Raw genomic sequence first — 14,235 nt, forward strand, 5'->3', positions numbered from 1 at the left:
GTGAATAATAGAGAATATTTTTATTTCATGTTTAGCTGATTTGAAAGTAGGTAAAAACTAATTTTATAAAAAAATGGTAAAAATTATATTATCATAATTTTCTTATAAATTATCAAAGATAATCATCTCAAATGCGTAAAATTGGCGGACATATACTGCTATGGTTCCAAAATGGAACATTAAAACTGTTAGTTTTGGCAGGGATAATACTTTTGACTTGGGGAACTTTTGCTCCTGTAGGAACCCTAGTATGGTGGTTGAGACAAAATTCTGAAAATTTGGGGATGAAGAAAAATCTCACGAAAAATGTCCCCAGAGATAGCAGTAAATTAAAAGTTGCCAAATCGAGAAATATTGATTGCTATATAGTTTTTTTACCAGGAGTGGGAGATTTTTCTGCGAATCAATTAACTTCGGGTGAAGAATTTTTCTTAAATAAATTAGAGCAAATTCATCCTAATTGTGTAGCAGTGCGAGATGTGTTTCCTTACTCTGCTGCTAACGAAAGTTTGGGAGGAAGAAGGTTATTAGCGCCGCTGTGGAGTGCTGCGGAAAAATCAGATGGTTGGTTATCAAATACAGATGTTTTAATTAAAATTCGTAATCTTTGGCGGTTTGCTATTTCTGCTGATAACCGTTATGGACATATTTATAACTTGGGAATTGCAAATGCGATCGTTGATCGGATGAATGCTGTCTATCCTGTACCACAAAATCCCCAACAAAAAATCAAGCTGATTTTAGTTGGAACTAGTGGCGGAGTGCAAGTTGCTCTTGGTGCAGCTACTTATCTTGACCAATGGTTAAATGCTCAATTAATTGTTGTTTCTATTGGTGGTGATTTTGATGGCGAAAATGGCTTTGATAAAGTTGATTATATGTACCAACTTGTCGGTAGCCGAGACTGGATTGAAGATATTAGTCAGATTGTATTTGCTTCACGTTGGCCAATCACAGTAGGTTCACCTTTTAATCAAGCTCGTCGTCAAGGACGTTATCAGGTTTTGCAGACAGGCCCTCATGCTCATAGCGGTTCTCAAGGTTATTTTGGCACAACAACAATCGGACAAACCCAAACAACTTATGTAGAATTAACACTCCGAAAAGTAAATCAACTACCAATCTGGTCTAATCAAAATTCACAGCAATCTCAGCGCCGCTAATCAAAATATTTGTATTGATAATACTTATGTTTTTACAGAAATATCAACCACAAGATTTTGATATTTTCAGTCTTTAGCTAGAGTATTATTAATACTATCTGTAGATTAAATTATTTATAATTTAATCTATTGTATGTTTTAAACAGTATCTAAAAAATAGAAGGTTAGATTTATTATTTATTAATGATTAGTGTCATTGCTATTATTTAATTATTATCTTCAAACAAATCTATTTTAATAAATATTAAAAATTATCAAAAATGGGAAATTTTAGGGATAGAGACAATGAATGCTCTCGATTAACTAGTGGCGCACCTTTGGCAGTAATTCTGGCAGCAGGACTCTACATTATATATCAACTTTTGCCAGTTTTAGAACTCATAGCTATTGCAGCATTAATTGCTTTAGTTTTACGAACATTATTACGCTTTTTACAAAAACTAGTTAAATCACAGGATGTTGCTGTTCTGCTATTAATTGGATTGATAATTGGCTTTGGTGTATTGCTGACTACTGTAGTCATACCTAATGTTACATTTCAGGTGCAAAATCTACTAACTACACTGCCAGCTTATCTCAATACATTGACAGGAGATGTTGAGCAATTGCGTCGCAAATTTACCTTTATTCCTGACATCTCCCTATCACTAATACAATTGCGAAATTTTATTAATCAATTACTAGGTGGAGTACCAATTTTTTTTGAGTCAAGCCTTCAACTTTACGCTGGAATTGGTGGCGACACTAATTTTAGCTCTATATATGGCTTACGATCCTAAATCTTTGGTGAATGGGATTTTACGATTAATTCCTCGCCGACATCACCAAAGGTTTACACGAGTCCTCAAGGCTTGCCAAGTCAGACTCCGTGGTTGGATTTTTGGCACAGGAATTGCCATGATATTTCTTGGTGTAGGAGCTGCCTTGGGACTTTGGATTTTGCAGATTCCGTCAGCTTTTGCCTTCGGTATTATTGCTAGCTTATTTGAAATTATTCCTTATTTTGGTTCTATTATTGGGACTTTTTTTACCAGCCTTAGTAGCACTAAGTATTTCACCAATAAAATTAGTATTTGTTCTCATACTATTTTTAGTTCTGAATCAGATAGATGCTCATATTGTGCAACCATTGGTAATGGGGCAGCAAGTTAATATACATCCTGTGATGGTAATTGTGACGTTTTTGGTGATGGGGAAATTATTCGGATTGATTGGTGTATTACTTGCAGTTCCAGCCGCCGCTATTATTGTGACACTCATCGATGAGTTCGCTCTTAAGTCTGAAACGGAAGTACCTCCTACATAAATCAATAATTTATCGTCCGAAAATTGCAGCATCTATGGAATAAGCACCAGGGCCTAAAACTGCGATCGCAATCAGCATGACACAATACATAAAGGCTTTTTCCCAACTTGGCGGTTCCGCTTTGCCGAGTGGGCCTTTATATTGGTCTTCGGGAATTAAGTAAGGATCTGTAGCGACAAACGGCTTACCTTGCATTAGATGTAACAAGATAGCAAACAACATCGAAGCCAAAATTGGCAAAGTTGCTAAAAGTGTGAGAAATCCTAAAATTAAGCACAATCCCCCACCCAACATCGTCCATGCAGAGATAAAGCAAAGAAACACGGGTGTATTGATAGAGTCAGCCCACCGACGCAGATGCAATACTTTGGGGTAGCCGTGAATTAAAAACAACCCACCAACACTAACTCTCAGTAGTAAAAGTATTAATCCAGCGAGTCCGCCAGGGTATGTATGAAGTAGAGAACTCACTAAATGAAAGCCCAAGAATGGATAGTTAACTACAGCTAACGCTACACCTGGTACAAATTGATATATCATAGCTGCACACCACGGGTTTTCAGGTTGATAGCATATAAAGATTTACCTGCTGTGATGAAGAGGCGATCGCGTTTTTGACCACCAAAAGTTAGGTTAGCGCAGGTTTCCGGTACTAGAATTTTGCCTAACAGCGTTCCATCCGGTGTATATACTTGCACGCTATCTTGAGAACTCGTAAAAATATTACCTGCTTCATCCACCCGCAATCCATCAGGTAATCCTGGCTCAATGGTGGCAAACACTCGGCCATTTTTGGTTTTTCGACCATTTACCATATCGTACACACGAATATGATGCGGCCCCTCTGGAATATTAAACGCAGCTGTATCAGAGACATACAAAAGGCTTTCATCAGGACTAAAAGCCAGTCCATTAGGGCGCACCATGTCTGTGACTACAGGATAAATCTCATCTGTTACTGGGTCAAAGCGATATACATAGCTTCCCGGTTGTTCTTGTTCACCGCCATAACCTTGATTCGGCTCGGTGATTCCATAAGGCGGGTCAGTAAACCAAATTGTACCGTCACTTTTGACGACTAAATCATTAGGACTGTTGAGGCGTTTACCATTGTAGCGATCGCATAAAACCTTCCATTCGCCATTGTGTTCGCGGCGAATGATGGCGCGTAAACCAGAGGAACAAGCAACTATCCGACCTTCCAAGTCGCGGTAATTACCGCTTTGGTAATCGGAGGGGTCACGCAGGATAGATACATGATCAGCAGCACTCCATCGCAGAAGTTGGTTTCCGTGTGCATCACTCCAAATCACACTGTCGTCTTCGGGGATGTAAACGGGGCCTTCACTGTGGACTGCACCGTTGGCTAGTTTTTGCAATGAAGCTTTGGTCGATACAATAGCTTGCAGGCGATCATCATAAATCTCTATAGTTTCAGCCATCAGATTCTCCCATTATCTAACTTAGCGGCTGACAAAAAATTGTAGGTCTAGGTTAATACTTGGCTCAAATCCCAAGTTTTTTGATTATTTAGAAAGATTGTTGTTTGTGAATAATTTAGGATGGACATATAAAGCTGTGCTAAATATTTTGCCAACAACTTTTGAATAAGAATTATTATTATTTCAATAACTGTTATTTACCTCAAACTACAGATATATATTTTGGTTTATCTTTGATTAAATATAAATTTTTAATTAAAGTTTTTACGATAAAAAATTTTCTCATTTAATTTATTAAAAATAATATAAAAAAATGTGAAAAAAAGATGAAAAAATTCCCATAACTTTAGGTAGATAAATTACTAAACCATTAGATAGAAGCAATAATAAAATTCTAGTTTTAGCCTAAGTATAGAAATCTATCTTTAGAGTTATTGGACTTTCTATAAGCAGAAAACCTGCGGAAATTAACTCGAAATAAGTATGCAATTATGACGAGAATTACAGAACATTACGACATTATTATTATCGGAACCGGAGCAGGGGGAGGAACATTAGCTCATCGTCTTGCACCTACAGGTAAAAAAAATTTTGGTTTTGGAACGAGGCGACTTTTTGCCGAGAGAAAAAGATAATTGGAATCCTCAAGAAGTTTATCAAAAACATCGTTACCACACTGATGAAGAATGGTATGACAAGGAGGGCAAAGCTTTTCAACCCCAGACAGGTTATTGGGTGGGTGGTAATACTAAACTTTATGGTGCAGCCTTAGTCAGATTACGAGAGCGAGATTTTGAAAAGGTAATTCACAAGGGAGGAATTTCGCCGGAATGGCCTTTGAAGTATCAAGATTTTGAGCCATATTACAGCCAAGCAGAAAAGCTATATGATGTGCATGGTCAAGCAGGAGAAGACCCCACTGAACCACCCCGCAGTGAGCCTTATCCTTATCCGCCTGTGAGTCATGAGCCTGATATGCAGTCTCTTGTTGATGGGATTCGTGAACTGGGTTATTATCCATTTCACTTACCATTAGGGTTAAAGCTGAATGAAAGCGATCGCACCAAAAGTCCTTGTATTCGTTGCGATACTTTTGATGGCTATCCTTGTCTGGTACAAGCCAAAGCTGATGCTGAGGTGAATGCTATTCGTCCGGCTCGTGAAAAGTATAGCAATTTCACCCTGAAAACCAATGCTAAAGTTGTGCGACTACATACCAGTGAGTCAGGACGAGAGGTAACAAGTGTAGAAACTGAAATTGCTGGAGAAAAACATTGGTTTGCTGGTGATATTGTGGTAATTGCCTGTGGTTCTGTCAATTCACCGACTTTGTTGTTACGTTCTGCTAACGATAAACATCCCAATGGATTAGCCAATAGTTCTGATCAGGTAGGGCGGAATTTCATGAAACAGTTGGAAACGGCTATAGTTTCCATCCACCTAGAGGTAAATCACGCCAACTTTCAAAAAACCATCGCTGTCAATGATTTTTACTGGGGAGAACCGGATTTTCCTTATCCGATGGGTATGGTGCAGAATACTGGTAATGTACTTGCAGATATGATTCCCGCCGAAGCACCGCCGTTGATGGCTCCCTTTGTGAAATTAATACCTCATTTTGAGCGCCATTTATTAGCAGAGAGGTCGGTTGGTTGGTGGTTGCAAACAGAAGATTTACCAGATCCCAATAATCGGATTCGGGTAGTGGGTGAAAAGATTCACGTTGACTATACATTAAATAATACCGAAGCCAGCGATCGCCTCATCCATCGTTGGACATCTGTACTCAAGTCAATTCCTCACTCGGCTAAACACGTCCTACCATTTAGTATTTATCCCCGCACTCATCTACCAGAACAAGCTGTAGCCCATCAATGCGGTAGTTGTCGATTTGGTACAGATCCTCAAACCTCAGTTCTTGACCTCAATTGTCGTACTCATGATATCGATAATCTCTATGTTGTCGATAGTAGTTTTTTCCCTTCCAATTCTGGTGCTAACCCCACACTCACAATTATGGCGAATGCCTTGCGCGTTGGCGATCATCTAGCTGAACGATTGAAGTGATATAGGATACAAAATAATGACAAACGAAGAACGACAAATTACACCCCAACAGCAATCTTCACAGAATGATTCACACACTACATCCCATCCTTTAGCTACAGGTTTAGGTGCTGTGGGTGGTGGTGTAGCCGGGGCTGCGATCGGTCGCTCAATTGGTGGTAAAGTAGGTGCAGCAATTGGTGGTGTTGCAGGTGCAATTACTGGATCAGTCGCAGGTAATAAATTAGCAGAATACGCAGGGGAATTTATTGAAGAGCTTCAACCAACAACTGGCTTGGGATTAGGCGCAGATCACAAGCCAGTTGAATTACCAAGTCATTACAGTTGGGAAGAACTCAAAGCACTATCAAAACCCCAAGGTGGAGCAATTCAACTTCAATCAAGCAATGTGTAGCAGTTTTATTTGATATGTGGACAAGGGAGACAAGGAGAAGCCACTGCGTGGGACAAGTTTCCTGGCTCCCTCAGTGGCGTGACAGGGTAGACAAGGGAGAGAGATATGTGCAACTTCACATTGAATTGATATTACACCCTTACACCCTCAAACCCCTACACCCATCCTTAACAGACAATCTTTGTGCGTCAGTCCGGTTAAGCTTTGACTCCTTGTGTTGGTGTTCTGATTTGTTCGATATCTTCTGCTGCTAATAACTCCCGAATTAGATGTGCTAAAGATTTCTGAACTAAACGTGTCCCGATTTGTTGACCTAAACGCTGTACACCAGGATTTACTAATAGTTGAGCCAACTGAGGAGCCATTTTTACAGGGTCAAAACCACGGGTTTCTTGCAGAATTTTCAAGATGTTTTTGATATGCTCTAAGGTCTGCTGTTGTTCGACTGTGGCTGCTGGTGTTTCGTTGACTGCTGTTAAACCTACCTGTTCGCGCAGTAAATAAGTGAAGTTGTGCAGCACATTTTTTCCTAAAGCGTTAACTCCGTTGACAAATTCATCTACTAATCTGTCACGAATAAATGCACCACGTTCAGAAGAGAGAAAATCTAAACCTTGATTTAACACTAAATTAAAGTCGTAATCTTCATTATTGCGGGCATTTCGTAACAGATTTTCTAAACGATTCCAACGGAATTTGCCCTCTTTAAACAGTAAATCTCGCAGTGATGTTCTCAGTTGTGGTGCGGGGTCGGTTAACAGGCGTTTAGAAACGTAAGGATAAGCTTCGCTGAGAACTTTGAAGTTAGGATCAATAAAGATTGCAATTCCTTCTAAAGTTACCAGAGAGCGAATAATTAAAGCGTAGTAAGGAGGAACGCGGAAGGGATATTCATACATCAAAGCTGAGAGTTCATCAGTGATGCTTTTGATGTTGAGTTCGGCGACACTTGCACCTTGAGCATCAGCAAATACTCTGGCAAATGCTGGGATAATTGGGGTTAAGTCTGTATCTGGTGTTAAAAAGTCTAGTTTGACGTAATCCTGCGCTAAACCTTCAAAATCACGGTTGACTACGTGAACGATCGCCTCAATTAAACCATATCTTTGGGGTGGTTTAATCTCGCTCATCATTCCAAAATCGAGATACGCTAATTTTCCATCGGGTGTGGCTAACAAGTTCCCTGGATGGGGGTCAGCGTGGAAAAATCCATGTTCTAAAAGTTGTCGCAGAGAACACTGCACCCCAACTTCGATTAAATAACGCGCATCTATCCCTTGAGCAGCAATTTCGGCTGTTTGGGTTAATTTTGTACCGTTAATCCATTCCATCGTCAGTACGCGACGATTGGTGTATTCCCAGTAAATTCTTGGTACGTATATGTCTTTAATATGACCATATAACTGAAAAAAAACGCTCGGCATTTTCACCTTCATGGATATAATCCATTTCTTCAAAAATGCGATCGCCTAATTCATCTAAAATCCCAACTAAATCACTCCGCACTCGTTTGACGTTTCTTTGTACCCAACCAGCGAGGCGGCGCAAAATATATAAGTCAATGGTAATTCTTTCTCTTAAATCAGGGCGTTGCACTTTGACAGCAACTTCTTCACCGGTTTTCAGTTTACCTTTATAAACTTGTCCCAAGGAAGCGGCGGCAATTGGCTGGGCTGATAATTCTACATAAATTTCTTCTGGTGGTGCGCCCAGTTCTTCTTCAATAAACTGGTAAGCAATTTCATTGGGGAAAGGTGGTAACTGGTCTTGTAGTCTGGTTAGTTCTTCTAAATATGTCGGCGGAACTAAATCAGGTCTAGTAGATAAGGCTTGACCAATTTTGATGTAAGCAGGCCCTAGTTTCGTTAACAATTCCCGTAACTGCACAGCGCGGCGACGGTCATTTTTGACGACAATTCCGCGTTTGCTGTCCCACCACAAACCTAAGAAAAAAGCCAAAGTCGGACGCAATACAGTAATAATTCGCTGTAAAACCTGTAGAGGTCGGCTTTGATAATGTTCCGCTATTTCTGCGGCGTTATATTTCACTGCTTCAGGTTCGGCACTTGGAATCAGCAGATTGGGCGATCGCACTACCAAAGCTTGTGTACCATTGTCTGATACTACTTCAGTCTTATATATTTCACCCTCAATCGTTTGGGAAGTTCGGGGAAGTGTCTTAACCATCATGAAGAAAGCCACCAGTCGAATGAAACTTGTTAAGTATTGTAACAATATGTTTAGCTGGCCACATCCCCAATTTTGGGGATCAGCTTTATTAGCATTTTCCGCATAATATTGCTGTGGCTACAAAGACTCAAAATATTTATTTACACCATCAGAGGCAAAGGCTAGGTTTGCTACACTGAAATGGACGTACTAGTTCCATTTTAAGTGCTGAGTAGAAAGTGCTGAGTCAAGACAGTGAGTGCTTACCGTACTCCCTATTCAAGATTCTTTTTTTAATAGCACACTCAGCACTCAGCACTAACGGGGGAGAAGCTTGATGTTGCTTGGTCTGCGAATTGAAAACTTTGCCCTGATTGACCAACTGGAACTAGAATTTGGCGTTGGGCTAAATGTTTTGACAGGTGAAACCGGCGCGGGAAAATCGATTATTTTAGATGCGATTGATGCAGCCTTGGGTGGTAAAGTCTCCAGTCGAGTTATCCGCACTGGAACAACCCGCGCAATGGTAGAAGCAACTTTTAAATCTCATCATGCCCTAGCTGCTTGGTTAACGGAACAGGAAATAGATTTAATTGATGATCACTCAGTAGTAATTAGTAGAGAAATTACCGCTACAGGTAGTAATGTCCGCAGCCGATCGCGAGTGAATGGTGTATTAGTAAATCGGCAAATCATGGTAGGATTGCGCGATCGCCTCGTGGAAATTACCGCCCAAGGTCAAACAGTCCAAGTCGGACAACCAGCCCAAGTCCGGGAATGGTTAGATGTGTATGGTGGCGATGGTTTAATTCAGCAGCGTCAAGTTATTGCTACAGCCTATAATGCTTACCAACAAGCCCATCTCGCCTTAGAAAAACGCCGCACATCTGAACGGGAACGTTTACAACAACTCGACTTGCTGACTTATCAAGTACAGGAGTTGTCAACAGCTAACCTCAGCGAACCGCAAGAATTAGAACAACTCACGCAAGAACGGGAACGCTTAAATCACGTCGTTGACTTGCAACAGATGAGTTACAAAATCTATCAAGCCTTGTATCAAAACGACGGTGATACACCAGCCGCAGCCGACTTACTGGGAGATAGTGAAACCACCTTAAACGATATGGTGGAATATGATAGCCAACTGCAATCATTATTAGAATTGGTCAGAGATGCTCAAACGGCAGTTGTAGAAGTTGGACGACAAATTAACGCTTATGGGGATAGTTTAGAAGCCGACCCCCAAAGACTGGAAGAAGTAGAAGAACGAATCCGAGAGTTAAAGCAAATTTGCCGCAAGTACGGGCCGACACTCACAGAAGCGATCGCTTACTATCAACGTATCCAACAAGAATTAGCCGAACTCAACGATAGTGAACAATCCATCGAAAGTTTAGAACAGCAAGAAAAAACTTGTTTTGATAAACTGACCCAAGCTTGTCAAAAATTAACTAAATTGCGCCGTCAAGCTGCGGATAATTTAGAATCGCGGTTGATTGCCGAACTGAAACCCCTAGCGATGGAAAAAGTACAATTCCAAGTGGAAATAGTACCCATCGTTCCCACTGCGGCGGGTGCAGATAAAATTACCTTTGTGTTTAGTCCCAACCCTGGCGAACCATTGCAACCATTAACCGAGATTGCTTCTGGTGGGGAAATGAGCCGCTTTTTACTAGCCTTGAAAGCTTGTTTTTCCCAAGCAGATTCCGCCGAGACATTGGTATTTGATGAAATTGATGTTGGTGTTTCTGGCAGAGTCGCCCAAGCGATCGCTGAAAAATTATACCAACTCGGTCAACATCATCAAGTACTCTGTGTGACGCACCAACCCTTAGTAGCAGCAATGGCTGACCGTCATTTTCGAGTGGATAAGCAAATTATCACCCAAGGCAAAGGTAAAAAAAGCAACAACGGCAGCACAGAACAGCGTACCGTTGTCAGAGTTACTTATTTAGATAACATCAATACTCGCAGAGAAGAACTAGCGCAGTTAGCTGGGGGTAAATCTGCAACAGATGCGATCGCATTTGCTGAATCTCTCTTATTACAAGCAGCCAACCACCGCCGCCGCGAAAGTTAACCATGAAATTTAACGCACCTTCATTTTCAGTAGACATCCTCTTAGATACAGGAGTGCTTGGTTTAGTTACTACTCTTTACTCTTTTTATCTTCATCCTCCAAACCTTTAACCTTTTGCAGCACAGGGATATATTGATTAATCAACCAAATCATCACCTCAATAGCTGAGTCTCCTTGCTGAATGCGGCTTTTAGCTTGAACACCTAACAGTAAAGTTTGCAAAACTAGTAAAATCACCATAACTTGGCGATAAAACTTCTGGCGACGACTTTGATGTTGCTGGCGTTGGATTTTCATTGATTTACCTCACCTCATGTACAAATCGAGGTTAAGGTTGGGATTTATTGACAAGTAAATCTTCCCAAGCACACTGCAAAGCTTTGTAGAATCAATACAAGATGCTTGGGAAAGATTTTGTGCTTGGGAAAGCCAAAAACTTTTTTGCTAACTCTTTTGGTTTTTGATGGCGAAACTCACATGGGGCGAAATCTTAGCTACGAGGCTGGTAAAGAAAATGCCAAGATATTGCTTAATGCTTTACTCTCCTTTGTTGAAGATGTGGGAGAATCAAGGGACATTAAAGCTGATTGGCAAGATGATCATCAGCTATGGGTAACGCATTCCACCTTAGAAGGACTGGCTAAACTAACAAGCAGTTTAGATATTGAGGCAATTCGGAATGCACTTAACTGTCTAAAAGCCTTAGATATTTTAGAAGACAAGCGCGAAGCCACTAACACTAAAACTAGAACTAACTCAAAAGTGTGGCGTTTCGCGGTAAAGTTTCCCAGCATCGACAAAGAAACAAACCTCAACTGGTTGTTTAAGTCAGACGGAGAATGGGATCAGCGTCGAGAAGCTAAAAAATCTAAATCTCGTAAAGTTTCCCAGTCGTCGGTTGCTAAATCTCAAAGTATTGACTGGCGCGAAGTTTGCACCACCATACTAAAAAATCAGCAGGAAGCAGCAAGACTCAGACGCAAGGCGACAGAACAAGGTTTTGAAGTTAACGTTTATGTTCCCTTGGGGTTGGTGGAACGCCAACAGCAGCAACGCCGACAGATAGATGAATGTCAAGACAGGGCGCAAATCTATGAGTTAACCCAAGAAGTTATAGTCAAAACCTATGAACATGACGCATTTTTGCAAGAAGTAATTACACAACAGCCAAGCGGCAATAATCAACATATTGCTATCATCGGTGAACCGGGAGCAGGTAAGACCACTTTATTAAGTACAATTGCTGCCTTTATTCACAACAAAACTCAAGATTTACCCATTTGTATTTCTCTCGCCAACTTACAGGGAAGAACTATTGAGGAATATTTACTCAAGCAATGGCTGACTGACGCAATGAAATTAGTTAAATCTGATGCTGTCGTCACGCCAGAAATTGAACGTCAATTACTTGAGTGTTTTGCTAAAGAGAGAGTTTGGCTACTGTTAGATGGTGTAGATGAGATGGGCGAAGATTCACCCGTGCAAGCATTAACCAAAATTAATCGAGAACTGACAGCATCACTGAGACAGGCGCGAGTGGTTTTAACTTGTCGGTTAAATGTTTGGGATGCTCAGGTTAATAATACACTTACAGGATTTGATACTTATAAAACTCAAGAGTTTAAACCAGAACAAATTGATGAATTTATTCAACAGTGGTTTGAGCGTGCTGGCAATTTAGCGAAAGGGAAGACACTACAGGATAAGTTAAAAGCAACTCAACATGAAAATATTCGTAATTTAGTAACAAATCCTCTGCGGTTGTCGCTGTTGTGTCAGACATTCTATTTGGATAAGCAAGGAGAATTACCAGAAACGAAAGCAGCACTTTATCAGAGATTTACCCGCTATTTTTATGAATGGAAATCAGAGTTATTTCCTGAGTTGTGTAACTCTGATGATTTAAAAGATGAATTACACCGCGCTTTAAGCAAATTAGCTTTTGCAGGAATTAACAGTCCGGCGCGGTTTCGCTTGCGGCGGAGTTTAGCACGTCAAGAAATGGGCGAGAGATTATTTAAACTAGCTGAGAAAGTTGGTTGGTTGAATTTAGTAGATAGATTAGCTGTAGATGATGAAGAAGTTTATGCTTTCTTTCATCCTAACTTTCAAGAATATTTTGCTGCGTTAAATGTTGATGATTGGCATGAGTTTCTGAATCATATTCCTGAGAATCCAACACAAGGAATTTATCGCATTTTTGAACCACAGTGGCGAGAGGTAATTTTGCTGTGGTTGGGTAGGGAGGATATACAAACAACATTAAAAGAGCAATTTTTGAATGATTTGCTAAATTTTCAAGATTATTGTGGAGATTTTTACTATTTCAAGGCATATTTTTTGGCAGCAGAGTGTATTATGGAATTGAGATATTATTTAGACATTGAACCTAAAAAAATAATATTAAAAGTTATTAAATACGCGTTTGGTTATTTTGATAAGCAGCAGTTAAAATGGTGCTTTTTTGTCCAACCAATTTCTCATGAAGCTAGAAAGATAATACAAAAGAAACTAGAAGTACAAAAAATAAAGAGTTATTTACTCCAATTGCTTGATAATTGTTCAGATTCTAATGTGCGTTGGGATATTGCTAATACTTTAGATAAAATTGGAGTTAGTAACAAAAAAATAAAAGCAATTCTTACTGCTGGAGTGACTTCAAAGCTGAAACCACATGTAAGTGAATCTGTTAAGCAATTAATAAATATAATTAAATTATCAAGTAATAGTAAGCCTTCACATACAACAGATTTATTATTAAATGATAGTCAAAACTTGGAATTATTTGACTCTTTTTTACTGGGAGATAGCGAATTAATAGAGCAAGTTCAGAATTCTGAAGATTGGTTTGTAATTGTAAGAGCTACTGAAAATCTACAAAATATACTAAAAATTAGTCAATTAGTGGAGATTGTTAAAACTTTTAAACCTTATCTGTTAGAATTACATGAATATTTGTCAGACGAAGTAGAAAATAAGCATTTTCGATATCAATACATTTATGAAATTGTTTGGCACTGCGCCCAAAATATGACTTACCCAGATTTCTATAACGCATGGCATTGGGAAAAGCATAAACCAGTAACTCTCAACCAACCTAACCTACCCCAACGCTTGCAAACTGCAATTAAAAATGACCCTCACCTTAGCCAAAGCATTCACTTAATCTATATCGACACCAGCAAATTCATCGAACCAGATAACTCAGCAGCCGAAATTTATGCCGAAATGGTTAGCCAAGGTTGTCCAGAACGTACTTCTGGCGAACCAAACAATATGTCAGGTTTAAAAGTTTACTTCAAATTACTAAAAACTGACAAACGAGTAGTTTTAGTATTTTACCCAGGCGCAACTAATCCTACAGATGAGGCGACATACAGCAAAGCATTTCTCAACGCCATCAGCAAATTTGAGGGTACAATTTGTTTGATTAGCGACCCCATACCAAACTACAACACCCTCAAAGTCTTTACACCCCACCAATCAGTTGATGAAATTTTAGAATGGTTGCGCGTTAGTTGATGATATTTGTTCGTTAGTCACGACAGCATGTTGTGTCGTTAGATCATAAACCTCTGTCCTTACGACAGAATGTTGTGTCCTTAGATCAT

Annotated in this window: 10 protein-coding genes and 2 pseudogenes; 8 read left to right on the plus strand and 4 right to left on the minus strand. The window is 39.8% G+C overall.

Features of this window, described 5'->3' with window-relative positions:
• Window positions 1-131: 131 nt before the first annotated feature.
• The 4 genes from ACX27_RS08905 (at window position 132) to ACX27_RS34635 (ending at window position 2,469) form a co-directional block, all read left to right on the plus strand.
• Complete coding sequence (locus ACX27_RS08905; RefSeq protein WP_062291077.1) at window positions 132-1,163, plus strand: hypothetical protein; 1,032 nt, start codon at window positions 132-134, stop codon at window positions 1,161-1,163.
• 260 nt (window positions 1,164-1,423) lie between these two features.
• Window positions 1,424-1,942 carry an AI-2E family transporter gene (locus ACX27_RS34625; protein ID WP_250635696.1) on the plus strand — a complete coding sequence of 173 codons (519 nt, stop codon included), beginning with the start codon at window positions 1,424-1,426 and terminating at the stop codon, window positions 1,940-1,942.
• A complete protein-coding gene (locus ACX27_RS34630; protein WP_250635697.1) occupies window positions 1,926-2,315 on the plus strand; it encodes an AI-2E family transporter in 390 nt (129 codons plus the stop codon). The genes ACX27_RS34625 and ACX27_RS34630 overlap by 17 nt, the downstream gene beginning before the upstream one ends.
• A complete protein-coding gene (locus ACX27_RS34635; protein ID WP_250635702.1) occupies window positions 2,224-2,469 on the plus strand; it encodes an AI-2E family transporter in 246 nt (81 codons plus the stop codon). The genes ACX27_RS34630 and ACX27_RS34635 overlap by 92 nt, the downstream gene beginning before the upstream one ends.
• A gap of 9 nt (window positions 2,470-2,478) precedes the next feature.
• On the opposite strand, the gene ACX27_RS08915 is transcribed toward ACX27_RS34635, so the two are convergent.
• Window positions 2,479-3,009, minus strand: coding sequence for a DoxX family protein (locus ACX27_RS08915; RefSeq protein ID WP_062291079.1), 531 nt, complete (start codon window positions 3,007-3,009; stop codon window positions 2,479-2,481).
• Window positions 3,006-3,911, minus strand: coding sequence for an SMP-30/gluconolactonase/LRE family protein (locus ACX27_RS08920; RefSeq protein ID WP_062291082.1), 906 nt, complete (start codon window positions 3,909-3,911; stop codon window positions 3,006-3,008). Before ACX27_RS08920 ends, ACX27_RS08915 begins: the two co-directional genes overlap by 4 nt.
• Window positions 3,912-4,402: 491 nt before the next feature.
• On the opposite strand from ACX27_RS08920, the pseudogene ACX27_RS08925 reads away from it, so the two are divergent.
• Both ACX27_RS08925 and ACX27_RS08930 read left to right on the plus strand, forming a co-directional pair.
• Window positions 4,403-5,978, plus strand: a pseudogene (locus ACX27_RS08925) (GMC oxidoreductase).
• A gap of 16 nt (window positions 5,979-5,994) precedes the next feature.
• Entirely contained in the window at window positions 5,995-6,372 is a 378-nt protein-coding gene (locus tag ACX27_RS08930; protein WP_062291085.1) for a colicin V family bacteriocin, read from the plus strand.
• Between the two features lie 197 nt (window positions 6,373-6,569).
• On the opposite strand, the pseudogene ACX27_RS08935 reads toward ACX27_RS08930, so the two are convergent.
• Window positions 6,570-8,562: pseudogene (locus ACX27_RS08935) on the minus strand (ABC1 kinase family protein).
• A gap of 316 nt (window positions 8,563-8,878) precedes the next feature.
• Here ACX27_RS08935 and recN point away from each other — a divergent pair.
• Window positions 8,879-10,624 (plus strand): DNA repair protein RecN, encoded by a 1,746-nt coding sequence (gene recN / locus ACX27_RS08940; protein ID WP_062291088.1) that lies wholly within the window; start codon window positions 8,879-8,881, stop codon window positions 10,622-10,624.
• Window positions 10,625-10,693: 69 nt separating this feature from the next.
• Here recN and ACX27_RS08945 read toward each other — a convergent pair whose 3' ends face one another.
• A complete protein-coding gene (locus ACX27_RS08945) occupies window positions 10,694-10,921 on the minus strand; it encodes a hypothetical protein (protein WP_062291092.1) in 228 nt (75 codons plus the stop codon).
• A 123-nt stretch (window positions 10,922-11,044) separates the two neighbouring features.
• Between ACX27_RS08945 and ACX27_RS08950 the strand changes: the two genes are divergently transcribed.
• On the plus strand, window positions 11,045-14,146 hold the full coding sequence (locus ACX27_RS08950; protein ID WP_062291095.1) for an NACHT C-terminal alpha/beta 1 domain-containing protein: 3,102 nt from the start codon (window positions 11,045-11,047) through the stop codon (window positions 14,144-14,146).
• The last annotated feature ends 89 nt before the right edge of the window (window positions 14,147-14,235 follow it).

Origin of the sequence: Nostoc piscinale CENA21 (genome assembly GCF_001298445.1) — a bacterium.
GTDB classification, from domain to species: Bacteria; Cyanobacteriota; Cyanobacteriia; order Cyanobacteriales; family Nostocaceae; genus Nostoc_B; species Nostoc_B piscinale_A.